Consider the following 24,145-nt stretch of genomic DNA (forward strand, 5'->3'; position numbering starts at 1 on the left):
ATTATAACCCTGTCATCGGCCGGATGGCAGGGGCGAACGCTGGCGAAGAGTCGGGAGAATTTCATCGAAGTGATGAATGCAGGGTATTTCCGGGTGCTGTTCCCGGGCTTCCTGCTGGCTGTCTGGCGCCAGTACTGCAAGGCATTGGGCAATGCCGGCCGCAAGGGCGCTTTCCAGCACCGGGAAACTGTCGTCGATCATCAGGGTGTTTTCAGCCTGGTAGGGCGCCAGGCGCTGGAGGTCATGCCAGAACGACGGATCTTCCTTCGGTTTGCCCAGTTGATGGCTTGAGACAATGGCATCAACTCGTGCAGAAAGGCCGGTACGCTGAAGTTTCAGGGCCAGGGGATCCGGGTGGCAGTTGGTGACGATCACCGATTGGAGTCCGGAGTGCCTCAGCGCATCGAGAAAATCGGTTACATGGGGCCGGTAACCAATCCGGTCACCCACTTCGGCTTTCAGGCCGGTGATGTCCAGGGATAGCCGCTCGCTCCAGTAATCGGTGCAGTACCAGTTTAATGACCCTCGCTCAGCCATGATCATCGGAATCAGGCGGTCTTTCGCGTCCTGGGGGTGAAGGTCGTAGTGCTCGGCATAGCGGGCTGGGAGGTGTTCGAGCCAGAAGTGATTATCGAAATGCAGATCCAGCAGTGTTCCGTCCATATCCAGGAACACGGTGTTTAGAGAGGACCAGTCAACCATAGAGAAAAACAGCCTGAAGGATTTTCTTCAGGCTGCCGGAGTTCGCTCGTTGGAGCAAGCCGTGATAATACGGAGGCTTGTCCGATGGAGCCAGATCAGTTGCTGGTCTGAACCGTCTCGGGCTTCTTGCCGGTGCGGGTGCAGCCAAGACAGCGCACGAAAGTTGCCTTGGCAGGGCCCATCACCAGGACTTCTCCGGCTTCGTCGGCGTTGCCGCCCAGCAGAGAGAAGGGCAGGGATACCAGGTAGACAGCGCTGCCCACAATGGTGGTTGCCAGCAGGGCCGGGCGAACAAAAATGGCATCGCCGGTCATGGCCAGCGCGGACGGGGTTTCATCCACAGCCTGTGCATGTCCGAGTGAAGAGAATGCCATCAGGCAGGCCGCCACAGTGGCCACCAGAGTGCGGGAAATCTTGCGGGTCATCGTACTGTCTCCTGAGCTTTTTGGCCCTGACGGGTACTGTCTTCAAGGACGACAGTACCGGAATCGCATCAAGTGAATACCATCCCATTGTATACCGTGGGCGTTAATCCTCTGTTAACTATGAATCATATTTGCGTATTTTCAAACGATTTTTCGTTGCTGAATGTGGCATCTCGTAAGCATTCAACGCTGGCAGCGCGGGCAGTAAACCGTTGATCGGTTGTTCATCCGTATTTCTTTCAGCGGTGTCCCGCATTCCTTGCAGGGCTGGCCGCCGCGACCGTACACCAGTAGGGACTGGGCAAAATAGCCGGGTTCGCCATCGCTGTTTACAAAGTCCCGGAGGGTGGTTCCGCCCATCAGGATGGCGGCGCTGAGCGTTTCCCGGATGGCTTCGGCCAGCCTGTGATAGCGGTCGAGGCTGATTCGTCCGGCTTTGCGTCTTGGGTGGATGCCGGATTTGAACAGGGCTTCATTGGCGTAGATGTTACCAACCCCGACCACCACGTGATTGTCCATGATGAACGATTTCACCGGTGTGTTTTTGCCCCGGGAGAGCCGGAACAGGAACGCGCCATTGAATTCGGAGGCCAGGGGTTCGGGGCCAAGATGGCTGATCAGCGGGTGTTCATTGGCCGAGTCGGCCCAGAGCCAGCAGCCAAACCGGCGGGGATCATTGAATCGGAGAATGACGCCAGACTGTAACGCCAGGTCGATATGGTCATGGGTCAGTGGTGGCGTGCTGTCGGTGATAATTCGCAGGCTGCCGGACATGCCGAGGTGAACAATCACCGTGCCCTGGTCCATGTTAAGGAACAAATACTTGGCCCGTCGGTCTATACTTCTTATGACCTGACTTTCCAGTTTCTCGCCAAGATCCGTCGGAACAGGCCAGCGCAGGCTACCGTTGCGCACGGTCACGCGGGCTATGGTTTCGCCCTCGCAGTGAGGGGCGATGCCACGGCGGGTGGTTTCTACTTCGGGCAGTTCGGGCACGGGTGGGAATCTCCGATGGAAAACGAGTAAGTGTAATCAGTAACAATTTTGCATCCAAATGCTGTTGTTGTGGCTTACAGCTGTACGCTAAAGTTGTGAAGTTGGCCTCGCGCCAAAGATAATGATTTCGAGGATTTGCTATGTGGTTTAATGGTCTTCTTGACCTGTCGTGGATGCAGCTCATTCTGGTAACACTTGGAATGACCCATGTCACGATTGTTAGTGTAACGCTCTACCTGCACCGCCATTCGGCGCACAATTCGCTGGATTTGCATCCGGCTCTGAAACACTTCTTCCGGTTCTGGCTCTGGTTGACCACCGCGCAGAACACCAAGGAGTGGACGGCCATCCACCGTAAACATCACGCCAAATGCGAAACCGAGGAAGATCCCCACAGCCCGGTGGTGTTGGGTATTCGCAAGGTTCTGTTCGAGGGGGCTGAACTCTATGCCGAATCAGCGACCCCGGAAACCGTTGAACGCTATGGCCAGCGCACCCCGGAAGACTGGGTAGAGCGGAATGTCTACAGTCGCTACCAGATGTTGGGCATCGCATTGATGGCGGTGATCAATCTGGCTCTGTTTGGCGTTCATGGCATCTGGATCTGGGCGGTACAGATGATGTGGATCCCGGTATGGGCTGCCGGTGTGGTTAACGGCATTGGTCACTGGATGGGTTACCGAAACTACGAGTGTGCCGATAACGCCCGCAACATCAGTCCGTTGGGTCTTCTGATCGGAGGCGAAGAGCTGCATAACAACCACCACACCTACCCGAACTCCTCCAAGCTGTCCCGTCGCTGGTTCGAGGTGGATATCGGCTGGGGCTATATCCGTCTGTTCCAGTTATTCGGTCTGGCCAAGCCCAAGGGCTATCGTCCGATTGCTCATCATGTACCGGGCAAGTTGGAGGTGGACGTAGAGACCGTCCAGGCGATTGCCAACAACCGCTTTGACATTATGCGCCAGTACCGCAAGCGCGTTATGGAGCCGGTGTTGCGCCAGCAGAAGTCACTGATGGACGATGAGATCCGTCCACGGTATCGGAAGCTCAAGCAGCTGCTCTCCCGGGAAATTACACTGATCCAGCCCAAGGAAAAGGAAACCCTGGAGTCGGTGCTGGAGCGCAATGCAGTGTTGCGCCAGATCTACGAGAAGAGCCATGAACTGCAGGCGCTCTGGCGTCAGCGTGGGCTTAAGCCGCAGGACAAGTTGAATGCTCTGATGGAGTGGTGCCGGGAGGCAGAAGCCAGCGGCATCCGCTATCTCGAGGAGTTTGCCGAGCATCTCAGGGCCTATTCCCTGCGCCCGGCCTCCTGATCCGGCGCTGCAGATCGACCTGAACCTGCTCGGGCGGTGAATCCGGGGCCAGATGAAAGCTTTCATCTGGCCCCTTTTTCATTCTGGCCCGGCAATGACCCGGAACAGAGAGTAGGTGACCTGTCCCGCACTCTTCTGCCGGTGCAGCTGCCACGAATCAGGCACAGACGGCGTTGGAAGTTCGCTCTCGTGTTCCACGTAAATCCAGCCGCCGGGTTTGATCCACGCCTGTTGCTCCAGTAGCGGAAATAGCTTTGCCAGCCAGCCCTGGCGGAACGGCGGATCCATGAACACGATATCAAACGGCGGCCGGTTTCTCTGGCCCAGATAGCTTTCGACGTCTGAACACACCACATCCCCGTTGTCGGATTTCAACAGCCGGAGGTTGTCCCGCAGCGCCTTTGCCAGCGCTGGTGTGTGGTCCACCAGGGTCGCTCGTCCGGCTCCTCTGGACAGAGCCTCGAGCCCAAGCGCACCGGAGCCGGCGAACAGATCCAGGCAGTCACTGCCTGCCAGGTGAAAGGTCAGCCAGTTGAACAGGGTTTCCCGGGTGCGGGCGGGGGTTGGTCGCACGCCACCGGCGTCCGGAAAGCGCAGTTTACGGCTGCGCCAGTCGCCGCCAATAATTCGCAGCTCACCGGTGCCGCTGCTTTTGCCAGCCGGAGCCGCGCCGCGATCGGCTGGGGATCTCTTCTGGTGAGACCGGCTTGCGGATTGTCTGCGCGCCATAGTCGCGGCTCCACGAGTTTATTCGGTTCAGGATATGTGCGTGCATCTTACCGGAAACGTTCGCGGGCGCGATAATCGGGGCGACCCTCACTTCACCGGGACAGTCTGCTAGAATGTCGGCTTTATTTGTCCCGCCCATTCAGACTGATGGAATGACTTTTATGACGGCAGAGTGGATTTCAATCGGCCTTCTGGCCCTTCTTGTGCTCGTATTTCTCCTGGATATCGCCGGTAACCGCAGCCGGGCGCCACGCCCGAAGCCGGTGCCTCAGCGCAAGCCGGAGGTTGCCAAGGGGCCGGTACCGGAGCCGGAAAAAGGCGAGAGTGAGGCACCTGCCGCCGAGCCACAGCCAGAGCCGGTGGCTGGCCCCGAGCCCGAACCGGCACCCGAGCCGGAACCGCAACCGGAACCGGAACCGGAACCTGCGCCGGCGGAAGAGCCGCAAAAAGCGCCGGAACCCGAGCCCCAGGTCAGCGTTTTCGAACGCATCCGAAAAGGATTGGGTAAGACCCGCGCGAGCCTGACCGGTGGCCTGTCGGACCTGTTCTCGCTGAGCAAGAAAATTGACGAGGACCTGCTGGAGGAAATCGAAACCACGTTGCTGATGGCCGATGTGGGTGTTACCGCCACCTCCGAAATCATTGATTCGCTCACCGACAAGCTCGAGCGCAATCAGCTTAAAGACGGCGAGGCCCTGCGCAAGGCCTTGAGGGATGAACTGCATGGTCTGCTGAAGGATGTGACCAAGCCACTGGAGATCGACTCCGGCAAGACCCCGTACGTCATTCTCATGGTGGGCGTAAACGGCGTGGGTAAGACCACCACCATCGGCAAGCTCACCAAAAAATTCCAGAACGAAGGCAAGTCGGTCATGCTGGCCGCTGGCGATACCTTCCGTGCCGCAGCCGTTGAGCAGTTGCAGGTATGGGGTGAATGCAACAACGTTCCGGTAGTGGCGCAGCATACCGGCGCTGACAGCGCCTCGGTTATTTTCGACGCCATCCAGTCAGCCAAGTCCCGCGGCGTTGATGTGGTGATTGCCGATACCGCCGGCCGGCTGCAGAACAAGGACAACCTGATGCAGGAGCTGGAGAAGGTGGTCCGGGTGATGAAGAAGCTGGATGAATCCGCGCCCCACGAAGTGATGCTGGTGCTGGATGCAGGCACGGGCCAGAACGCTCTGAGCCAGGCCCAGGTGTTCCAGCAGGCCGTCGGCGTGAGCGGCATTACGTTAACGAAACTGGACGGCACCGCCAAAGGCGGTATTGTGTTTGCCATCGCCCGTCAGTTGCAGTTGCCCATCCGGTATATTGGTGTTGGTGAGCAGGTGGACGACCTGCGCAGCTTTGATGCCGAAACCTTTGTGGACGCCCTGTTTGACGAGTAGCCCGAAATCCAGCCGCGCGGAATCCGCCCATGATTGAGTTTCGTCAGGTCACCAAGCGTTACGACAGTGATCACACCGCCCTGCGGCAGGTCAATTTTGGCCTGGAGCGGGGAGAGCTGGCGTTTCTGACCGGCCATTCCGGCGCTGGCAAAAGTACTCTGCTGAAGCTGATCATGGTCATGGAACGCCCCAGTGCCGGCGAGGTGGTGGTAGGCGGGCAGGTTCTGAACCGCTTGCCGCGCCGTCAGATCCCCTACATTCGCCGCCATATCGGTGTGGTTTTCCAGAATCACCAGCTGCTGTTTGACCGTACCGTTTTCGACAACGTCGCCATGCCTCTGGAAGTCATGGGTGCTTCTCCCAGAGACACGGGCCGGCGTGTGCGGGCTGCCCTGGACAAGGTGGGGTTGCTGCAGAAGGAAAAAATGAACCCGATGCAGCTTTCCGGCGGGGAACAGCAGCGAGTGGGTATTGCCAGGGCGGTGGTAAACAAACCCCCGGTGCTGCTGGCGGACGAGCCGACAGGTAACCTGGATCCTGCCCTGTCCTCCGACATCATGAACCTGTTCGGACAGTTCAGCCAGGTGGGCGTTACTGTGTTGATCGCAACCCACGACATCGCCCTGATTAACGAGATGGGGCGGCGAACGCTGAAGCTGGACCATGGCCGTTTGGTGACCGGCGGCGCCTCGGTTATTGGCGGAGGTGCCAGTGGCCGCTGATCCGCGCAAAAAGTCACAACCGGCACGGGGTGCCAACAAGGCCCGTTCGCCCTGGCGTGAGCAGGCTGAAAGCTATTTCACCCATCATCGCAAGGTTGCCGAGGATAGCGCTCGCCGTCTCTGGCGTAATCCGGTGGCCAGCCTGATGACCTGGACAGTAATGGGTGTTGCCCTGGCCCTGCCGGTAGCGCTGCTGTTGCTGCTGACCAGCCTTCAAGGGGTTAGCGCTGGTTGGGAGAGCAGTGCCCGGGTGACCGCCTACATCGAGCTGGATGTGCCGCTCGAGCGGGCAAGGGTGCTGGCCAACGACATTGCGGGAGACGGGCGGGTTTCTGGCGTTGAGCTGGTTGATCGGGATCAGGCCCTGGCGGAGTTTCGGGCCTCATCCGGTCTGGAAGATGCTCTGGACTATCTCGAGGATAACCCGCTGCCACACACCCTGCTGATTACGCCGGAAGAGGGCGCCCGGTCCACTGAGGGTGTTGAGGGCTTGGTGCAGTTTATCGAGGGCATGGAAGGCATAGAGCGAGTTCAGGTAGACCTGGGCTGGTTGCAGCGCCTGAACGCCATGACGGATATGCTGGCCCGTGCTGTCTGGGCGTTGGCGATCCTGCTGGCTGCCGCAGTTGTGCTGGTGATCGGAAATACAGTGCGTCTTTCGATCGAGAGCCGCCGGGACGAGATCCTGGTTGCGAAGCTGGTGGGCGGAACAGACAGCTTTGTTCGTAGGCCCTTTCTGTACACCGGCGCCTGGTTCGGACTCGGTGGTGGGGTTGTGGCGCTTATATTGCTGCAGTTGTCACTCTGGTGGCTCAGCGGGCCCATAGAGCGGCTGGCAGGCCTGTACCGGAGTGATTTTTCCCTCGACGGTTTGCAGTTTGATGGTGCACTGGCGTTGATAATTGTTGCGATGCTGCTAGGCTGGCTGGGCGCCTGGGTCGCGGTGAAGCGTCATCTGGACGACATGGAGCCGGGTGATATTGCCGGAGGTGGGTGATCCGGATAGCGGTAAAAGCGTATTGAAGAAACAGCTTCTTTTAACGTAGGTTAAGAGTCAATAAAGCCACAGTGAAATTTCCAGATAGTTGATTTAAAACGTTTTACTGGGGATTTCGGGAACTTTCAGGGTTCTTGGCGGTCTAAATAGTAATTGATATATTTAAGGGCCGTCGGGTTCGGAGGTTAGAGCATGGGTACGAGTTTACAACTGGTTGACAGACTGGTTCCGGGTCAGAATCTCGAGTCTTACATTCAGGCTGCGAGCCGCATTCCGGTGCTCACAGTAGAAGAGGAGCGGGACCTGGCCGAAAGGTTACATTATGAGGGCGATGTGGAAGCCGCCCGTCATCTGGTTATGTCTCACCTTCGCTTCGTAATTCATATTGCCCGGAGTTATTCGGGCTATGGCCTGGCACAGGCGGACCTGATCCAGGAAGGCAACGTTGGTCTGATGAAAGCGGTCAAACGCTTCAATCCGGAATACGGCGTGCGTCTGGTTTCATTTGCGGTTCACTGGATCAAGGCCGAGATTCACGAGTTTATCCTGCGCAATTGGCGGATCGTGAAAGTGGCCACCACCAAGGCCCAGCGCAAGCTGTTCTTTAACTTGCGCAGCCAGAAGAAAAAGCTTGCCTGGCTCAGCCATGATGAGCTGAACGCTGTGGCCGAAGATCTGGGCGTTGAGCCCAAGGTTGTCCGGGAAATGGAAGGCCGGCTGGCCTCCCAGGACACGGCGTTTGACGGTCCGCAGGACGACGATGACGACAACGCCTATCAGGCACCGGCGTATTTTCTGGAAGATGCTCGCAGCAACCCGGCAACCCAGCTGGAAAACGCGGACTGGTCCGACGATTCCAACGGCCGGCTGATGCAGGCTCTGGGTCAGCTGGATGAGCGCAGCCAGGATATTCTTCGGGAGCGCTGGTTGTCCGAGGGCAAGTCGACCCTGCATGAGTTGGCGGACAAGTACGGAGTGTCAGCTGAGCGTATCCGGCAGCTCGAGAAGAATGCGATGAAAAAGATTCGCATGCAGATGTCCGAGGCGGCCTGAATTATCGGCTAGTCTCTAAAGACTAGAGAAGTTAAAACGCCACCACCGGTTCCGGTTGGTGGCGTTTTTGTTTGTATAATCGGAAACCAAGTCTCCCCAATTCCTTCTCCAACTTCTGGTGTTAAGGCCTGAAAATGACTACTAAACTCCCTCATATCGCGTTTCTTGGCATCGGCCTGATGGGCGCACCCATGACCCGCAACCTCCTGAGTGCGGGCTTTCCGATGACCTTGTGGAACCGTACAGCCAGCAAGTGCGAACCCTTTGCCTCCGAAGCAACCATTGCCGATTCCCCGGCAGAGGCCGTTGCCGGTGCCGATGTGGTGATCACCATGCTGGAGAACAGCGATGTGGTGGAGCAGGTGTTGGTGGCGCAGGGCGTGATTGATGCCGTGAAACCGGGGGCGCTGGTGATTGATATGAGCTCTATCCAGCCTTCCGTGGCCCGTCGCCATGGTGAGTTGGCTGCGGAGCGGGGCGTTGGCTACGTGGATGCGCCGGTGTCCGGAGGCACGGTGGGAGCCGCTGAGGCCCGTTTGAGTATCATGGCTGGCGGTTCGGAAACGGATGTGGACCGTGCCCGGCCGGTGTTTGAGTCGCTCGGCAAATGCACGCGGATTGGTCCTGTTGGCTCGGGGCAACTGGCGAAGCTGGCCAATCAGGCTATTGTTGGAATCACCATTGGTGCTGTGTCGGAAGCTCTGTTGCTTGCGGCGAAAGGCGGTGCCGATCCTGCGGCCGTGCGGGAAGCCTTGCTGGGTGGATTTGCCGGTAGCCGGATTCTGGAGTTGCATGGGCAGCGCATGATCGACCGGGATTTCGCACCCGGCGCGCCAGCACGGATTCAGCTCAAGGACATGCGGATGATTCTGGACGAGGCTCGTGCGGAAGGCCTAACCCTGCCCCTGTCCCAGCAGACTCACAATGAATACCTGTCGCTGGTGGCCAATGGCCACAGTGATGTCGACCACAGCGGCCTGCTGCTGGAGCTTGAGCATCTGAACGGTGCGCTGCTTGGCTCCCTTGGTCGCGGCCCGAAGGAGTAACCAAGCCATGCCCCGTTTTGCTGCCAACCTGTCCATGCTGTTCACGGAAGTGGACTTTCCCGAACGCTTTGCCATGGCCCGTGCCGCTGGCTTTGAGGGAGTGGAATACCTGTTCCCCTACGCCTATCCCAAAGACCTGCTCAGTCAGATGTTGAGTGACAACCATCTGACCCAGGTACTGTTCAATCTGCCGCCCGGGGACTGGGACGCCGGTGAGAGGGGGATTGCCTGCCTGCCGGATCGGGTTGAGGAGTTCCAGGCTGGAGTTCATCAGGCGATCGATTATGCCAGGGCTCTCGGCTGCCGCCAGCTGAACTGTCTGGCAGGGCTGAAGCCAGACAGCGTTTCCGATGAGATTGCCTGGCAGACGCTGGTGGACAATGTCGCCTGGGCAGCAGCCAGGCTGTCGGAGGAGGGCATCACACTTTGCCTGGAAGCCATTAACTCACGGGTGGACATGCCCGGTTTCGTTCTGGATACCACCGGCAAGGTGCTCGCGCTGATTGAGGAGGTGGATGCAGACAACGTGCGCCTGCAGTACGACCTCTACCATATGCAGATCATGGAAGGGGATCTGGTGCGCTCCATGGAGTGTCTGTTGCCCTGGATCGGCCACATTCAGTTTGCTGACAACCCGGGGCGACACCAGCCGGGTACCGGGGAGATTAACTTTTCGAATGTTTTTTCGGCCATCGACGCCATGGGTTATGACGGCTGGGTGAGCGCGGAATACCGGCCCACCGGGGCGACAGGTGACAGTCTGGGCTGGTTTCCGGGGAAGGTCTGACCGTCGCCAATGGCGACACCCTCTTACAAGATCGTAACTGGCCGGGTTGCCAACTTCTTCGTACCCTTGTCGTTACTGTAATCCGCTATCGGGAGGAGAGCCGGTGAAAGCGCTGGTAATCGAAGACGATCAGGACGTTGCAAATTATCTTGTCAAAGGGCTGAAGGAATCCGACTTTGTGGTCGACCATGCAGCCGATGGCAAGGAGGGCATGATGATGGCGGCCAGCGAGGATTACGACATCATGATTGTGGACCGCATGCTTCCGGGCATGGACGGTCTGTCCATCATCAAGACGGTGCGTGCAACCGGAAACCAGGTGCCGGTTCTGATTCTGAGCGCCCTGGGCGATGTGGACGACCGCGTGGAAGGTTTGCGCGGCGGCGGTGACGACTACCTCACCAAGCCGTTTTCGTTCACCGAACTGTTGGCGCGTATCGAATCCCTGGTACGGCGCAATCGCCAGTCGGCGGAAACCGAAACGGTACTGCGAGTGGCCGATCTGGAAATGGACCTGCTGGCGCGCACCGTCAAGCGGGCCGGCCAGAACATTGATGTCCAGCCCCGGGAATTCCGTCTGCTGGAATATCTGATGCGCAACGCCGGCCAGGTAGTGACCCGGACCATGCTGCTGGAGAAAGTCTGGGATTATCATTTTGATCCCCAGACCAACGTCATCGACGTGCACATCAGCCGGCTGCGAGCCAAGATCGACAAGGAATTCGATACACCCTTACTGCAGACCATCCGGGGTGCAGGGTACATGTTACGTGAAACTGCTTAGCCAGCTCAGGACCTCGTCCTTTCAGCTAGCCCTGCTGTACATGGTGGTGTTTGCCACCTCGGTATTCTTGTTACTGGCCTTTATTTACTGGCGTACAGCGGGGTTCATGACCGCGCAGACCGACGAAACCATCGAAGCGGAAATCGCCGGTTTGGCGGAGCAGTATCGTGGCCGTGGCGTGAACGGCCTCATCACCATTATCCGTGAGCGTGTTGCCCGCGATCCCAACGCCAAATCCATTTACCTGCTCACCACCGACGACTTCCTGAAGCTGGCCGGCAATATCGAGACCTGGCCGGAAGGCAGCCGCTCGGAGAGTGGCTGGATCAACTTTACCCTGAATGAATCCGTCGGCTGGAACGGGCCCGAACGCCTGGCCCGAGCCCGAATTTTCGAGGTTCAGGGTGGTTTGCGCCTGCTCGTCGGGCGGGATGTCGACGAACTCACCAACCTGAAGCGGGTGATTGAAACCGCCATCAACTGGGGCATGGGGATTACCCTTGCCCTCGCGTTACTCGGTGGTTTTCTGATGAGCCGCAGCACCACCCGGCGTATCGAGGTTATCAATAACACCTCCCGCCGGATTATGAACGGCCATCTGTCCCTGCGGATTCCAACCCGCGGCACCGATGACGATTTCGACCAGCTGGCGGAAAACCTGAACCAGATGCTGGACCGGATTGTGTACCTGATGGAGGGCATCCGGCACGTTTCCGACAGCATTGCCCACGATTTGCGCACGCCCCTGACCCGACTCCGCAACCAGCTTGAAAACACGCTGATGTCGGTGGATAACGACGAAGCGAGGGAGCAGGCTGGTAGAGCCGTGGCAGAAGCCGACCAGTTGCTGGCTACCTTCAACGCCCTGTTGCGCATTGCCCGGCTGGAAACCCGGGGCAATACCGCAGATATGAAGCCGGTGTCTCTGGATGAGTTGGTAACCGATGCCTGTGAGCTCTACGAGGCGCTGGCTGAGGATAAGGACCAGTCCTTTGAACAGGCCCTGGAAAGCGGGGTGATGATCGAGGGGGACCGCGACCTTCTGTTCCAGATGGTCAGCAATCTCATTGATAATGCGATCAAATACACGCCGGAGCATGGCGTCATCGGCGTTTCCGTTCGGCGTGAGAGTGCTGAGGCAGTCTTTGAAGTTCGGGACAGTGGTATCGGTATCCCCGATGCCGAGAAGGACCAGGTTTTCCAGCGCTTCTACCGGGTTGGCAAGAGTCGTTCCCTACCGGGTAATGGTCTGGGACTCAGCCTGGTAAGTGCTGTGGCGGAAATCCACCAGGGCCGGATTGTTTTGAGCGATACTCGCCCAGGGGAGGAGCCGCCGGGGCTGACCGTGGCTGTGAAGATGCCCGCCTTTACCGAAGCTCGCAAGCGAATTCGGGCGGCTCAGGCCGAACAGCCTGCGGAGTCAGCGGCCGGGGACACCCGAACCGCCGCTGAACCCACCGGCGTAAATACTCACTGACTGGCGCGGAACCGGTTAATCCGGGAGATCAGCGCGTCTTTGCGGGTTTCGATCTCGTGGGTAATTTTTTCAACCTGAGAGCGGCGACGATTTACTCGTACCTGAATGCTGTCCCATTCACCTTCCAGATGCTTTTGCTCTACTGCCAGAAAAGCCGCAATGTTGTGGCGGTTGACCTTGCCGGTGATTCCGTACTGGTCCAGCCGGTAGCCAATAGCATCCACGCCATTAAGTGCCATGTTCAGCAGCGTTTGGGTATTCATGTTGGTTTCTCCGTGAATGGAATCTGTAAGAAATAATACCAACTACGCTATGCTCCGATCCTAGAGTCTGCAACCTAATTCCGGGGGTGAGCGTTCGTAGTTTCCCTGACTAAAAGGTAATTCCTTGGCCACGCAGGTGTAATCCTTGGTGTGCATAATTGAAACTGTAGCTTTTGAAGCCTGCAGATATGTTGCTTGCTTCTCCCTCCAGCACAGCGCTAGCCTTACCCCGTTTTTACGGGGTTTTTTTATGTTTCATACTACAGAATATGTAACCTCTTAATTGCACCCGAATAGAAATCAGATATACTGATTAAAAATACAGTATTCGAGGGTTGAGGTTGGAGTTCCTTTTATCTACTTCCGAGTTTGGGGTCAGGGGCCATTCTTATCAAAGGTTCCCCATTCTTCTTAAAAGCAACCATGATGTGTTTGTCGAGGGAATGGAGTTTCTCGTTCATCACTGCTTAAAACGTGGAAGTGTCCAAAGTCGGGGCAGTTGGGATACGTTCGGAAGAGACTTGTGTGACTACTTTGAATTCATCGAAGCCAATGGGTTTGATTGGCGAGAGCTTGATCACCGAAACCACGAAACGCTTCTAGCCCTGTATCGAGATGTTTCCTTTGATCGATTTAACCTCAGTGCCTCCACGGTTAACCGTCGACTGCATCTGGTCATCAAGTTCTATCAATTTGCTCTGAAGCAAGGTTGGGTAAGCACACTGCCTTATGATCTTGAGACGGTAAGAGTCAGGCAGCCCAAGGGTTTCCTGGCACACACGGACACATCGGGCGGGTATGCCGTTAAACATGATGTGCTGCTGAAAACCTCTCCAACGAAGATCAAAGTCCTCAACAAAGAGCAGGTCGATGAGCTGCTGAAAACCATCAAGAACAAGACGCTTCGGTTGATCGTTCGACTGGCCTTGCTGACCGGTTTGCGCAAAGAAGAGTTGCTGACGTTTCCAGTCACTTGTGTGTCAGCGCCCCAATCTATCTCGGCTCGAAGTCATGTAGTGGTTGAGCTTGATCCCCAACAGATGAGCACCAAGGGCGACAAGCCACGGACGATCCATGTGCCGATTTCCTTGATGGCGGATCTCTGGGAGTACCTGATTCACGAGCGCCATGAAACGATCCGACAACAAGAGACAGAGCCGAAAACCCTCTTTGTGACGGCCAAGGGCAAACCTTGGAGCATTCCAACTTCACTCAATAATTCACTGAACCGACTGAACCTGTCGTTCGCCTGCCATCCCCATATCCTGCGTCATACCTACGCAACGCACACCCTGAAATCGTTGATGTCCCGAAAAAGCATGACGTTCAATCCCCTGATCTACGTCCGAGATCGATTGGGCCACAGCAGTATCACGACCACGGAAAAATACTTGCATTTTCTCGACGATATCGAAGACGACCTGCGCACCAACTATCAGGAAGAAATTGAGGAAACGGCGAAGGAGGCGGCCTGCACATGAAAAAGGATTTCACGATAGAGGCGCATAAGTTTGGTGTTCAGGGCGCGGGCGAGACGGCCGCTGAGGTGACAACCCCCTTTGTTGATCAGTGGCCGATTTCAAAGCCAGCAAACACCGTCGTTGCCATTCCGGAAAACACAACAAACGTTCGATTCGCAGACTTCGGGCCGTTTTACAGTCAGGGGTATGATGACATCACCATGGCCTGCCAGCGCACCCTGGAAAAGTTGGTTGCCGAGAGCATCAAAACGAAGGGGAGGTCTCTCAGCCCGACCACGATTGTGAATTACTGGATCGGTGGCTTTCGATACCTGGCGCCCTTCCTGTCACTGCTTCACGCGGCGAGTGGCGAACGCCTGACCATGGCCGATCTGAACGCCGACACCATCAAACAATTTCTCCAGCACCTCAGAAATGAACCCGTTGGATACAGTTCGCAGAAAAACTACTTCACTGCTACCAAATCGCTACTCAGAGCCTGTCATCGATTCGGCTTCTGGCCGGAGGCCGATATGATCACCGTCTGGCCTCGCAATCCATTCCCGAACTCCAACAAGCGGAAGAAAAGCCAGAAAGCTCTCAGCAAGAACGAGAAGCGCTTCCTGATCAAAGCGCTTCGGACCGAGATGGAGCGCATTGTGGCCCATTCGGAGCCGCTGACCAACTTCGATTTGACCGTCTGCGTCCTGTCCATTGCGCTGTCTACGGGCATGAACCCGACACCCATCCTGGAGTTGACCACGGATTGTGTGCAGCCACACCCATTGAAGTCGAACCTGCGCCTTCTGGTCAGCTTTAAACGCCGTGGCATGAACACGCATGTGGTGGCTCTGCGCAAGTCGGAAGAAGTGGCTGAGATGGCCAGTATTCACCTCTATGCCGCCGATGCGATTGAATTGATTGTGGAGCGGAACGCCGCCGTTCGTGCTCAGTTCGATGACCCACATCGGCTGCTGATCTATGAATGCAAGCGGAAATCTCACGCGGGCCAACCGTACCGACTTACGGCGGCAGTTTTGCATCAAACAACTAAGCGACTTGTCGACCAACACCAGCTTGAAACCGACGATGGCAAGCCGCTCGCCCTGAATGTCAGTCGATTGCGTCAGACGCTCATCAATCGCGTGTGGGAGCTGTCGGGACAAGATCCGTTGATCACCGCGAGAACAGGACGACACACGGTCCAAACGGGCAATGCTCACTACTGGGAAGCGCCACCGGAAGCGGAAACTAACATGCGGTTCCTGGGCGAAGCCCGTGTGGAAGAAATGCGCGGCAAATCGACGATCATTGCCAGTGATCGAACGCCTGTGTCGTCGTGTAAGGATGTCCGGCAAGGGCAACGCGCCCCGAAAAACGGTCAGCCTTGTCAGGACTATCTGGGCTGCTTCCGGTGCAAGAGCTTTGTGGTGACCGGTGATGACCTGTATCGGCTGTTCAGTTTCTACTGGGCCGCCCTGCGTAACTACGACACCTTTGGTGGCAAGCGCTGGACAAAATACCTCAAGCAAGTCATCCGCCTGATCGATGAAGAGATCGCCCCTCACTTTGATCAAGCGCTTGTGAAGGAGCAGCGCGAGAAAGCGAAGGACCATCCACATCCGTTTTGGCGGGATCTGAGCATGGCGAGGATGGCGATATGGGCACGGTGACGGGCGCAGAGGTGCTGGCCGACCGCGAACGGCTGTTAAAAGCGTTACCCCGTGGCGAGGGGCTGCACGGCATCGTGACCACGGATCGAGCTGAGAGCGTGCTCTACGTGCTCTCGCGGTATGAAAACGACGTGTGGTGGCTGTCCAAGTCCAAGGAGACGGGCAACTCGGTCGATAACAAACGTAAGCTGGACTTCACCCGTATCAGCGGCGAGCAACTGCGGGCTGAGGCCAAAGTCGTGATGGCACGTTTAATTTGGGCGGAAAATGCCTTAGCCAACGCAACGATCCGACAGCACTTCCACAACCTCGTCCTCTGGCTGAACTGGCTGCACGATCAGGGCATCCGCTCGCACACGCAGGTGACGCCGTTGGTGGCGTTCCGCTACGTCCAATACGTTCGCCGTTTGACTTCGCCTACAAAGCCGGGAACGCCTTTGGGTGGGCAGGCAAAGTTTTACAAGTTATCTGCGGTCGAACGCTGCTGGCAGGATCTCCGGGACACCGCAAGCGGCTTTGATCACCCCTGGCCCGACAGCACGGCCACGGCGTTGGCCGAATGGAAACAGGGTGTTAAAAAAGCCAAGACGGAAATCATCCCCGACGACGTTCTGAAAACGCTGTTCCAACTCGCGGAATCTCTGCTTCGCCAAGCCAACGATCTGTTGGCGCATCGGGATGCGGTGGCTGCTTATCAACCGCGCTCAAAAGACCGGTCACACCAACGTAAGGAAAAAAGCCGCTTCCTGAAAACCCGTGGCTGGGATCAAGGACTCGGGGCCCTTAGGAAAACGCTGCGTGACCTGCGCGATGGGTGCTTTGTGATCATTCTGGCCACCACCGGCATCCGCGCCCATGAACTCGGCTTGATCCATCGGGATGAGTGGTTCAGCGAGGTTCGGGACGGTGAGCGGTTTTACTTCCTAGTCTCGCGTTCGGACAAAACCCATGCGGGTAAGACCTCCTGGCTCTGTCCCAAGATTGCCATCGACGCCGTGAAAGCCCTGGAGCGACTCTCAGCGCCCTTGCAGCGTGACCTGGAATCAGCATTGGAAGCGGCCAAGGGGGCAGAAGACCTCAAGGAAATAACCCATTTACGGTCCATCTCAGGCGCGGTGGGATTGACCAAAGTCTCGGCGCAAAAAAACCGTCTTTATCGGCTAAGTAGTAAATCTCTGTATGCGGTCTTAAAAAACTTTGCCAAGACTCTTGGGCTGGACTGGAATCTTACGTCCCATCAGTTCCGGCGCACCTTCGCCAACTACGCAGTGCATCACAAGCTGGGCGATCTGCGGTACCTTCGGGATCACTTCAAGCACTGGAGCCTCGATATGACCATCCTGTACGCGATGAACGAGAACCAGGATCTTGAGCTCTACGACGAAATCTATGCGGCGTTTGATGGAAAACGTCAGGCGATTGTGGGCCACTGGCTAGAGCCCGATACGCCGCTTTCCGGTGGCATGGCCGGTCATATTCGCCAAATGCGTGGCCGCACCCAGGAGGCACGCACCTACAAGGATCGGCGGGAAATGGTCGAGGCTATCAGCGAACTTGTGTTCCTGCGTTCCACCGGTATTGCCTGGTGTACAAATGATACCGGCGTTGACTGCGCGGGTGGCCAGTGCGAGGACTGCGAACACGGCTGTATTGACGATACCCACAAACCGTTCTGGGAAGGGCTGTACCTGCAACAGATCGAACTGCTTCAGATCGACGACCTGACCGACTCGGGTTCGAAGACCGTGGAACGCACCATGGAGCGTTGCGAGAGGGTGTTGACCGATCTCGGCGTGGACATTAACCGCCTCAAGGAGCAAGTGACGGATGTCGAACTCACCTGAATCAGAGACTCACAAACGTATCCGTCTGGCCATTGTCCGACTAGAAAATGGCAAGCCCAAAGTGGTGGCGAAAGGGCGTAGAGTCTCCGTGGCGGCAGTAGCTGAGGAGGCCGGTGTCAGTCGTGCCCTGATCCACAAAGACTACCCTGACCTGATGGAGCGCATCCGGGGTAATGCCAATAAAGCGATCCAAAGACAGCGTGATGAGAAGCACGAGAAGCTCAAAGAAGAGCGAGCCAAGAACCGTCAGCTCCGGGAAAAAATCGTGGCATTGACCGAGCAACGCAACGAACTCGCGTCAAAAAACGCCACCCTGGAACTCGAAAACCGCCGTCTCGCGGCCATCTTAGCGGCTAAAAACGTGACTAATTTCAGGGGGAAGTCGAGTGAGTAGTGCGATACAGATTTTGGCCGGAACCTTTTTCTTCCACTTTTTAAACAAAAGCGAACGTTTACGGCGTTGCAAATTTCTGCAGTTTCTGGGCGCCGAATGGGCGACTTGGTATTTGGGTTTGCCCCAGTACCGAGTGATTGTCAGGCCAAATATAGCATGGCGACACCACCTTGGACGCTCCTTTGCACTAGGTTTGCGCCCAGGCCATTGTCTCTACAACAGTGTCCGGTTTGAATGGGCTACTACATCTTGCATGAGTGTCGGCGGCTCTAGCGCATTGCTGCCCATGTTCCATGAGCGGGTTGTGGGCAGTACGAATTGCTACAGGACGCACTGATAACGGGGTTATGAAACGTTGACCAGGCCCCGCAATAGACAACGGTAAGAGCGCAAATCGCGAGGGTTAGTAAGAAACTAATACACACAAAGCTGATTGTTTTTTTCATAAGATACCTATTTATTTGTTTTTGTGTAGGTTGAGATATGAGAGAGCTCGATGCTTTCTCTCCAACTTCTTAGCAATTAATTTCAAGGCATAGGGTTCATGGCTTCAGATAACCGTTTCTGACGATCGGTGTGATGGCTTCGGAAAAAGCGTCACGCCGGCTACATGTTCGGATAATTCGGGCCACCGCCCCCTTCCGGAGTTACCCAGTTAATGTTCTGGGCAGGATCCTTGATATCACAGGTCTTGCAGTGAATACAGTTCTGGGCGTTGATCTGGAAGCGCTTGCCGCTGCCATCATCCTTCTCGACAACTTCATATACACCGGCCGGGCAGTAGCGCTGCGCAGGCTCGTTGTACTTCGGCAGGTTGTCGCGGATTGGAATATCCGGATCAGTCAGCTTCAGGTGTACCGGCTGATCTTCCTCGTGGTTGGTGTTGGAAATGAACACCGACGACAGCTTGTCGAACGTCAGCGAATTATCCGGCTTCGGATAGCTCACCTTCTTGCACTCGTCCGCCGGCTTCAGGGTGGCGTAATCCGGAGTGGTGTCGTGGAAGGTGATCGGCAGGCTGCCGCGCAGGATGTTCTGCTCGAAGAAGGCGATCGCACCGCCAACAATGTTACCGAACTTGTGCATGGCCGGGCCGAAGTTACGCTCGGCGTAGAGTTCCTTGAATAGCCAGCTGTCTTCAAACTTCTTCTGGAAGCTGCTGATTTCCTCACCGTTCTTGCCATCCTTGAGCGCTTCGAAAACCGCCTCGGCGCCCAGCATGCCCGACTTCATGGCGGTGTGGGAGCCCTTGATCTTGGAACCGTTCAGGGTGCCAGCGTCACAGCCCAGCAGCAGGCCGCCCGGGAAGCTCATCTTCGGCAGGGCGTTGTAGCCGCCTTTGGTGATGGCGCGGGCGCCGTAGGAAACGCGCTTGCCACCTTCCAGGTGCTTCTTGATTTCAGGATGCAGTTTCAGGCGCTGGAATTCATCGAACGGGCTCAGGTGCGGGTTGCTGTAGGAGAGATCGGTGATCAGGCCCACGTAAACCTGTCCGTTTTCCAGGTGATACAGGAAAGACCCGCCGGTGGCCCCGGTTTCCTTCAGCGGCCAGCCAGTGGTGTGAACCACCAGGCCCGGCTCGTGTTTGGCCGGATCAATGTCCCACAGCTCTTTGATACCGATGCCGTAGTGTTGCGGATCCTTGCCTTCATCCAGCTTGAAGTCGTTTACCAGGCGATTGCCGAGGTGACCACGGCAGCCTTCGGTAAACAGGGTGTACTTGGCGCGCAGTTCCATGCCCGGCATGTAGCCGTCTTTCTCGGAACCGTCACGGGCAACGCCCATATCGCCGGTGATGATGCCTTTGACCTGGCCTTCTTCCACAATGGTCTCTGAAGCGGTGAAACCGGGATAGACCTCAACGCCCAGACCTTCGGCCTGCTCGGCGAGCCAGCGGCACAGGTTGCCAAGGCTGATGATGTAGTTGCCATGGTTGTGCATGTTCTTGGGCACAAACGCATTGGGGATCTTGGTGGCGCCTTCCTGGTTCTTGAGCAGGAAAATGTCGTCACGGGTAACCGGCGTGTTGAGCGGGGCACCTTTCTCTTTCCAGTCCGGGAAGAGTTCGTTGAGGGCAGTGGGCTCGAATACGGTACCGGCCAGGATGTGGGCGCCGATCTCAGAACCTTTCTCTACAACGCATACGGTGAGTTCCTCGCCAGCTTCCTGTGCCAGTTGCATGACACGGCACGCTGCCGACAGGCCCGCCGGGCCGCCGCCGACGATCAGAACATCAAATTCCATCGATTCGCGTTCCACGTTGGTCTCCTCAATTGAGTTCAGAGAGGCGTTCAAGTCCGCTCAAAAATTGCGGCAATGCCCTGGCCGCCGCCGATACACATGGTCACAAGAGCGTAGCGCCCTCTGGTCCTGTGCAGTTCATAAATGGCTTTGGTTGAAATAATGGCACCTGTGGCACCAACAGGGTGGCCAAGAGATATGCCCGAGCCATTCGGGTTTACCTTTGCAGGATCAAGCCCGAGCTCCTGAATCACGGCACAGGCTTGGGCAGCAAACGCTTCGTTTGCCTCAATAACATCAATGTCATTCAGGCTCAGGCCGGTCCAGCGTAGTACTTTCTGTGTTGCGGGTACCGGGCCAATCCCCATGTAATCCGGGTCTACGCCGGCATGGGCGTAACCTACCAGACGAGCCAAGGGCTTGAGCCCCAATGATGAAACAGATTGCTCTGCCGCCAGGACCAGTGCGGCTGAACCATCGTTAAGTCCCGAACTGTTGCCTGGAGTGACGGTGCCATTTTCCTTGGCAAATACCGGCTTCATGCCACTCAGTTGATCCGGAGTAACGTCACCCCTTACATGCTCGTCGATGCTGAATACAGTAGTTCCCTTGCGTGAATGGATTTCGAGCGGCGCAATCTGTTCATCAAAGTAGCCGGAAGTCAGTGCATGGGCGGCTCGTCGCTGACTTTCTGCCGCAAGTTCATCCTGTTGCTTTCGGGTGATGCGGTAATGCTCAGCCACGTTCTCCGCAGTGACGCCCATGTGATTACGTTTCCATGGATCGTGCAAGATGCCGTCCATGTAATCGGTCACCCCGGAATCGCCGAGTCGGGCTCCCCAGCGCATGGCCGGCAAAAGGTAAGGGCCCCGACTCATGCTTTCGGCACCACCGCCGATGGCGATATCGGCATCACCCAGCATGATAGACTGTGCCGCAGAGATGATCGCTTGAAGACCTGAGCCACATAGGCGATTCACGTTGAAGGCGGGCGTCTCTTTGGGAATTCCCGAATCCATGGCGGCTACCCGGCTGAGGTAGGCGTCACGCGGCTCTGTTGGGATGACATTTCCCATTACGACATGGCCAACTGCATCTGCGGGTACGCCGGAACGTTCTAGCGCAGCCCCAACAGCATGGGTGGCAATGTGGCAAAGGGACTGCTCCCTTAGAGAGCCGCCGAAACTGCCGATGGCGGTGCGTGCCGCGCTGACTACATAAACCTGATTGTGTGACATGTCCGCGTCCTCGCTGACCAATCCGGATAAAGACGGCTGTTAGCCCTCTTCACTATCCCGATAAAAGTTCTGAATACTCGAAAAGTCCAGCCTTCCGTTGCCCTGTTGGCCATGTAATTGAAACAGGTTCCGGGCAAGCGATCCCAGAGGGATGGCTGCTTTGTTGGTGACCGCATTGTCGAGCGCGAGTCCAAGGTCCTTGCTCATCAAATCGACCAGGAAGCCGCCCTGATACCCTTTGCTTGCCGGGGCATTCTCCATAACACCCGGCCAAGGGTTGTAGCGGTTAAGTGCCCAGTTTCCACCGGAGCTCTGTTTTATGACTTCCGAGAGCACCTTCGGATCGAGACCGTTCTTCTCGCCCAAAGCCAGGGTTTCACTGGTACCGCACATGAGAATAGACAGCAGCATGTTGTTACAGATTTTTGCTACCTGTCCGGCCCCGTTTTCGCCGGCGTGGAAGATGTTTTTGCCCATCGTTTCCAGAATTGGCCGTGCTTCGTTGTAGTCACGAACTGCCCCACCACAAATAAATGTCAAAGTGCCGGCTGTTGCGCCGGCAACACCACCGGAGACTGGTGCATCCAGGAACCGGATATCGTAAACCCGACCCGCCTCGGCCAGATTGCGAGACGTTTCCGGGGCGATTGTGGAAGAATCAATAACCAGTGTTCCGGGGGCGATTTTCTGAAATAAACCTTCGTCGCCAAGGTAAAGGGATTCCACATGTCGTCCCGCTGGCAACATAGAAATAACAATGTTGGCACCTTCGATTGCGGAGGTAGCCGAATCGCTTTTCCTTGCTCCAGCGTCCGTAACCGTTTTGACGGCCGAATCAGAAAGATCAAAGGCGTTGACCTGGTAGCCAGCCTTGACCAGATTGTAGGCCATTGGCCCGCCCATGTTTCCTAGGCCGATGAATGCGATGGTCGTCATAACAGGCTCCTTTTACTCGAAGAAGTTGTTGATCCAGGATGGCTCAAGGTCTTGAATGCAGCGGTTGACGGGCATGCCGCTGCCAGTTCCTTAACAACTATCGAGGTGTCCAACCGGCTTAGTCCCAAACCGTCATGCTCTTTTGAAACATAGAGGCCACAAAAACCGAGGCGCCCAGCTTCGCGGAAAGCGTGCTGATCTCGATTAGCTCAAAATTCACATCAACACACCTTAAAAGTATTCTATAATTATATACGCTAGCATAAAGCCGTCAAATAAAGAAATTGATCCCTGGGGCTCGGCATTAGTTTATGTTTATATATCGTTGTTTATTTAGGTTTTTAGGAGGTAAAAGGCGCTCGATGAACAAAGCATGGACTGGCGCATGCATTGCGCTTGTCACAGGATGGTCAATATAGTATGGTTCCATACCATAATGATTGTAACTATGCCATCTTGGTACAGCAAAATTCATGCTGGCATGCTGAAGAGAGAGGGTTTTATGAATTTCGCGTTGACTGAAGATCAGGCTGCCATCCGCTCGGCCATCGAGGATGTCTGCAAAAATTTTGACGATGAGTACTGGACCCAAAAAGACAAGATCGGAGGTTTTCCTGAGGACTTCTATACCGCGATGGCAAGTGCTGGCTGGTTGGGTATTGCGATGCCTGAAGAGTACGGCGGAGCGGGGCTGGGTATCAGTGAAGCGTGCCTGATGATGGAAACAGTGAGTGGGTCCGGAGCGGGGTTGTCTGGCGCGTCGGCCATACACATGAATGTTTTCGGTCTGCACCCGGTGGTGGTTCACGCCAACGATGAACAAAAAGCGCGCTGGCTGCCCCCAATTATTGAAGGTAGGGAGAAAGCGTGCTTTGGGGTCACTGAACCCAACACTGGACTGAACACCTTGAAGCTCAAAACTATGGCCGTGCGAAAAGGTGACAAGTATGTAGTCAACGGACAAAAAGTGTGGATTTCAACGGCTCAGGTGGCCAACAAGATTTTGTTGCTGGCACGCACCACACCTATCGACCAGGTCAAATCCGCCGCCCATGGTTTAAGTCTGTTTTACACGGATCTGGATCGCAGCAAGATTGATGTGCACGAAATCGAAAAGATGGGCCGTAAGGCAGTGGATTCCAACCAGCTGTTTATTGATGGCCTTGAGATACCGGTGGAAGACCGTATCGGTGAAGAAGGTGAAGGTTTCAAGTACATACTTCATGGCCTTAACCCCGAACGTTTGTTGCTGGCCGCTGAGGCAGCAGGCCTCGGTCGGGCAGCGCTAAGAAGGGCGGCGAAGTACGCTGGAGAGCGGATTGTCTTTAACCGTCCGATTGGTAAGAACCAGGGCATCCAGCATCCCCTGGCCGAGCGGTGGATCGATCTCGAGGCGGGCACTCTTCTGTATCAGCGAGGCGCCTGGCTGTATGACCAAGGTATGTCCTGTGGCGCCGAAGCCAACGCTGCGAAGTTTTTCTGCGCCGAAGCGGGCTATCGCGCCTGTGAAACGGCGGTGATGACGCATGGCGGCATGGGCTATGCCAAGGAATACCATGTTGAGCGGTATTTCCGCGAATCCATGTTGCCGCGAATAGCTCCAGTTTCTCCCCAATTGATATTGTGTTTCATCGCCGAGAGAGTTCTGGGTTTGCCTAAATCCTACTGATC

22 protein-coding genes and 1 pseudogene are annotated in these 24,145 nt (G+C 56.3%); 14 read left to right on the forward strand and 9 right to left on the reverse strand.

Annotated elements, in window-relative coordinates; translation table 11 throughout:
- Positions 1 to 12: 12 nt before the first annotated feature.
- The 3 genes from yrfG to mutM all read right to left on the reverse strand — a co-directional run bounded on the left by yrfG (position 13) and on the right by mutM (position 2,123).
- Positions 13 to 702 (reverse strand): GMP/IMP nucleotidase, encoded by a 690-nt coding sequence (gene yrfG, locus CFT65_RS03320; protein ID WP_088826602.1) that lies wholly within the window; start codon positions 700 to 702, stop codon positions 13 to 15.
- A 95-nt stretch (positions 703 to 797) separates the two neighbouring features.
- The gene (locus CFT65_RS03325) at positions 798 to 1,127 is read right to left on the reverse strand and encodes a hypothetical protein (protein WP_088826603.1); all 330 of its coding nucleotides are present in this window, start codon (positions 1,125 to 1,127) and stop codon (positions 798 to 800) included.
- Between the two features lie 183 nt (positions 1,128 to 1,310).
- Positions 1,311 to 2,123 (reverse strand): bifunctional DNA-formamidopyrimidine glycosylase/DNA-(apurinic or apyrimidinic site) lyase, encoded by an 813-nt coding sequence (gene mutM / locus CFT65_RS03330; protein ID WP_088826604.1) that lies wholly within the window; start codon positions 2,121 to 2,123, stop codon positions 1,311 to 1,313.
- Positions 2,124 to 2,263: 140 nt separating this feature from the next.
- Between mutM and CFT65_RS03335 the strand changes: the two genes are divergently transcribed.
- Complete coding sequence (locus CFT65_RS03335; RefSeq protein WP_088826605.1) at positions 2,264 to 3,442, forward strand: fatty acid desaturase; 1,179 nt, start codon at positions 2,264 to 2,266, stop codon at positions 3,440 to 3,442.
- A gap of 78 nt (positions 3,443 to 3,520) precedes the next feature.
- Here CFT65_RS03335 and rsmD read toward each other — a convergent pair whose 3' ends face one another.
- Positions 3,521 to 4,171: a 16S rRNA (guanine(966)-N(2))-methyltransferase RsmD gene (rsmD, locus tag CFT65_RS03340; protein WP_088826606.1), complete on the reverse strand. Its 651-nt coding sequence runs from the start codon at positions 4,169 to 4,171 to the stop codon at positions 3,521 to 3,523.
- A gap of 161 nt (positions 4,172 to 4,332) precedes the next feature.
- Between rsmD and ftsY the strand changes: the two genes are divergently transcribed.
- The 8 genes from ftsY (at position 4,333) to CFT65_RS03380 (ending at position 12,425) form a co-directional block, all read left to right on the forward strand.
- Positions 4,333 to 5,559, forward strand: coding sequence for a signal recognition particle-docking protein FtsY (ftsY, locus tag CFT65_RS03345; protein WP_088826607.1), 1,227 nt, complete (start codon positions 4,333 to 4,335; stop codon positions 5,557 to 5,559).
- Positions 5,560 to 5,588: 29 nt separating this feature from the next.
- The gene (gene ftsE / locus CFT65_RS03350) at positions 5,589 to 6,281 is read left to right on the forward strand and encodes a cell division ATP-binding protein FtsE (RefSeq protein ID WP_088826608.1); all 693 of its coding nucleotides are present in this window, start codon (positions 5,589 to 5,591) and stop codon (positions 6,279 to 6,281) included.
- Positions 6,271 to 7,278, forward strand: coding sequence for a permease-like cell division protein FtsX (gene ftsX, locus CFT65_RS03355; RefSeq protein ID WP_088826609.1), 1,008 nt, complete (start codon positions 6,271 to 6,273; stop codon positions 7,276 to 7,278). The genes ftsE and ftsX overlap by 11 nt, the downstream gene beginning before the upstream one ends.
- A gap of 192 nt (positions 7,279 to 7,470) precedes the next feature.
- Positions 7,471 to 8,331 carry an RNA polymerase sigma factor RpoH gene (gene rpoH / locus CFT65_RS03360; protein WP_088826610.1) on the forward strand — a complete coding sequence of 287 codons (861 nt, stop codon included), beginning with the start codon at positions 7,471 to 7,473 and terminating at the stop codon, positions 8,329 to 8,331.
- Between the two features lie 134 nt (positions 8,332 to 8,465).
- Positions 8,466 to 9,377 (forward strand): NAD(P)-dependent oxidoreductase, encoded by a 912-nt coding sequence (locus CFT65_RS03365; protein WP_088826611.1) that lies wholly within the window; start codon positions 8,466 to 8,468, stop codon positions 9,375 to 9,377.
- 7 nt (positions 9,378 to 9,384) lie between these two features.
- Positions 9,385 to 10,164 (forward strand): hydroxypyruvate isomerase, encoded by a 780-nt coding sequence (gene hyi, locus CFT65_RS03370; protein WP_088826612.1) that lies wholly within the window; start codon positions 9,385 to 9,387, stop codon positions 10,162 to 10,164.
- Positions 10,165 to 10,267: 103 nt separating this feature from the next.
- Positions 10,268 to 10,948, forward strand: coding sequence for a response regulator transcription factor (locus tag CFT65_RS03375; RefSeq protein ID WP_008175694.1), 681 nt, complete (start codon positions 10,268 to 10,270; stop codon positions 10,946 to 10,948).
- Positions 10,935 to 12,425, forward strand: a complete 1,491-nt coding sequence (locus tag CFT65_RS03380) for a HAMP domain-containing sensor histidine kinase (protein ID WP_088826613.1) — start codon at positions 10,935 to 10,937, stop codon at positions 12,423 to 12,425. The genes CFT65_RS03375 and CFT65_RS03380 overlap by 14 nt, the downstream gene beginning before the upstream one ends.
- On the opposite strand, the gene CFT65_RS03385 is transcribed toward CFT65_RS03380, so the two are convergent.
- On the reverse strand, positions 12,419 to 12,688 hold the full coding sequence (locus tag CFT65_RS03385; RefSeq protein WP_088826614.1) for a hypothetical protein: 270 nt from the start codon (positions 12,686 to 12,688) through the stop codon (positions 12,419 to 12,421). The two genes, CFT65_RS03380 and CFT65_RS03385, sit on opposite strands and share 7 nt — an antisense overlap.
- Before the next feature lie 341 nt (positions 12,689 to 13,029).
- Between CFT65_RS03385 and CFT65_RS03390 the strand changes: the two genes are divergently transcribed.
- Genes CFT65_RS03390 through CFT65_RS03405 form a run of 4 tightly spaced genes read left to right on the forward strand, consistent with a single transcriptional unit; the run spans position 13,030 to position 18,059 of the window.
- Complete coding sequence (locus CFT65_RS03390) at positions 13,030 to 14,169, forward strand: tyrosine-type recombinase/integrase (protein WP_088826615.1); 1,140 nt, start codon at positions 13,030 to 13,032, stop codon at positions 14,167 to 14,169.
- On the forward strand, positions 14,166 to 15,821 hold the full coding sequence (locus CFT65_RS03395; RefSeq protein ID WP_088826616.1) for a hypothetical protein: 1,656 nt from the start codon (positions 14,166 to 14,168) through the stop codon (positions 15,819 to 15,821). The genes CFT65_RS03390 and CFT65_RS03395 overlap by 4 nt, the downstream gene beginning before the upstream one ends.
- The gene (locus CFT65_RS03400; protein ID WP_088826617.1) at positions 15,809 to 17,665 is read left to right on the forward strand and encodes a tyrosine-type recombinase/integrase; all 1,857 of its coding nucleotides are present in this window, start codon (positions 15,809 to 15,811) and stop codon (positions 17,663 to 17,665) included. Before CFT65_RS03395 ends, CFT65_RS03400 begins: the two co-directional genes overlap by 13 nt.
- The gene (locus tag CFT65_RS03405; protein WP_088826618.1) at positions 17,649 to 18,059 is read left to right on the forward strand and encodes a DUF433 domain-containing protein; all 411 of its coding nucleotides are present in this window, start codon (positions 17,649 to 17,651) and stop codon (positions 18,057 to 18,059) included. Before CFT65_RS03400 ends, CFT65_RS03405 begins: the two co-directional genes overlap by 17 nt.
- A 606-nt stretch (positions 18,060 to 18,665) precedes the next feature.
- Here CFT65_RS03405 and CFT65_RS03410 read toward each other — a convergent pair.
- The 4 genes and pseudogenes from CFT65_RS03410 to CFT65_RS03425 all read right to left on the reverse strand — a co-directional run.
- Positions 18,666 to 20,318: an electron transfer flavoprotein-ubiquinone oxidoreductase gene (locus CFT65_RS03410; protein WP_088828141.1), complete on the reverse strand. Its 1,653-nt coding sequence runs from the start codon at positions 20,316 to 20,318 to the stop codon at positions 18,666 to 18,668.
- Between the two features lie 32 nt (positions 20,319 to 20,350).
- Positions 20,351 to 21,538, reverse strand: coding sequence for an acetyl-CoA C-acyltransferase family protein (locus CFT65_RS03415; protein WP_088826619.1), 1,188 nt, complete (start codon positions 21,536 to 21,538; stop codon positions 20,351 to 20,353).
- 39 nt (positions 21,539 to 21,577) lie between these two features.
- The gene (mmsB, locus tag CFT65_RS03420; protein ID WP_088826620.1) at positions 21,578 to 22,474 is read right to left on the reverse strand and encodes a 3-hydroxyisobutyrate dehydrogenase; all 897 of its coding nucleotides are present in this window, start codon (positions 22,472 to 22,474) and stop codon (positions 21,578 to 21,580) included.
- Positions 22,471 to 22,659: pseudogene (locus CFT65_RS03425) on the reverse strand (acyl-CoA dehydrogenase family protein); the annotation flags it as partial. The gene mmsB and the pseudogene CFT65_RS03425, both read right to left, overlap by 4 nt.
- 188 nt (positions 22,660 to 22,847) lie before the next feature.
- On the opposite strand from CFT65_RS03425, the gene CFT65_RS03430 reads away from it, so the two are divergent.
- Positions 22,848 to 24,143 (forward strand): acyl-CoA dehydrogenase family protein, encoded by a 1,296-nt coding sequence (locus CFT65_RS03430; protein WP_216360403.1) that lies wholly within the window; start codon positions 22,848 to 22,850, stop codon positions 24,141 to 24,143.
- Positions 24,144 to 24,145: the final 2 nt, after the last annotated feature.

It is taken from the genome of Marinobacter sp. es.048, assembly GCF_900188435.1.
Taxonomy (GTDB): Bacteria; Pseudomonadota; Gammaproteobacteria; order Pseudomonadales; family Oleiphilaceae; genus Marinobacter.

What these genes read in the sequence shown, in the direction of transcription:
- CFT65_RS03405 (WP_088826618.1), top strand. Translation starts at nt 17,649, where the DNA reads ATGTCGAACTCACCTGAATCAGAGACTCACAAACGTATCCGTCTGGCC.
- rpoH (WP_088826610.1), top strand. Translation starts at nt 7,471, where the DNA reads ATGGGTACGAGTTTACAACTGGTTGACAGACTGGTTCCGGGTCAGAAT.
- ftsY (WP_088826607.1), top strand. Translation starts at nt 4,333, where the DNA reads ATGACGGCAGAGTGGATTTCAATCGGCCTTCTGGCCCTTCTTGTGCTC.
- CFT65_RS03385 (WP_088826614.1), bottom strand. Translation starts at nt 12,688, where the DNA reads ATGAATACCCAAACGCTGCTGAACATGGCACTTAATGGCGTGGATGCT.
- CFT65_RS03415 (WP_088826619.1), bottom strand. Translation starts at nt 21,538, where the DNA reads ATGTCACACAATCAGGTTTATGTAGTCAGCGCGGCACGCACCGCCATC.
- yrfG (WP_088826602.1), bottom strand. Translation starts at nt 702, where the DNA reads ATGGTTGACTGGTCCTCTCTAAACACCGTGTTCCTGGATATGGACGGA.
- hyi (WP_088826612.1), top strand. Translation starts at nt 9,385, where the DNA reads ATGCCCCGTTTTGCTGCCAACCTGTCCATGCTGTTCACGGAAGTGGAC.
- ftsE (WP_088826608.1), top strand. Translation starts at nt 5,589, where the DNA reads ATGATTGAGTTTCGTCAGGTCACCAAGCGTTACGACAGTGATCACACC.
- CFT65_RS03365 (WP_088826611.1), top strand. Translation starts at nt 8,466, where the DNA reads ATGACTACTAAACTCCCTCATATCGCGTTTCTTGGCATCGGCCTGATG.
- rsmD (WP_088826606.1), bottom strand. Translation starts at nt 4,171, where the DNA reads ATGGCGCGCAGACAATCCGCAAGCCGGTCTCACCAGAAGAGATCCCCA.
- mmsB (WP_088826620.1), bottom strand. Translation starts at nt 22,474, where the DNA reads ATGACGACCATCGCATTCATCGGCCTAGGAAACATGGGCGGGCCAATG.
- CFT65_RS03400 (WP_088826617.1), top strand. Translation starts at nt 15,809, where the DNA reads ATGGGCACGGTGACGGGCGCAGAGGTGCTGGCCGACCGCGAACGGCTG.
- CFT65_RS03335 (WP_088826605.1), top strand. Translation starts at nt 2,264, where the DNA reads ATGTGGTTTAATGGTCTTCTTGACCTGTCGTGGATGCAGCTCATTCTG.
- CFT65_RS03325 (WP_088826603.1), bottom strand. Translation starts at nt 1,127, where the DNA reads ATGACCCGCAAGATTTCCCGCACTCTGGTGGCCACTGTGGCGGCCTGC.
- CFT65_RS03430 (WP_216360403.1), top strand. Translation starts at nt 22,848, where the DNA reads ATGGACTGGCGCATGCATTGCGCTTGTCACAGGATGGTCAATATAGTA.
- CFT65_RS03395 (WP_088826616.1), top strand. Translation starts at nt 14,166, where the DNA reads ATGAAAAAGGATTTCACGATAGAGGCGCATAAGTTTGGTGTTCAGGGC.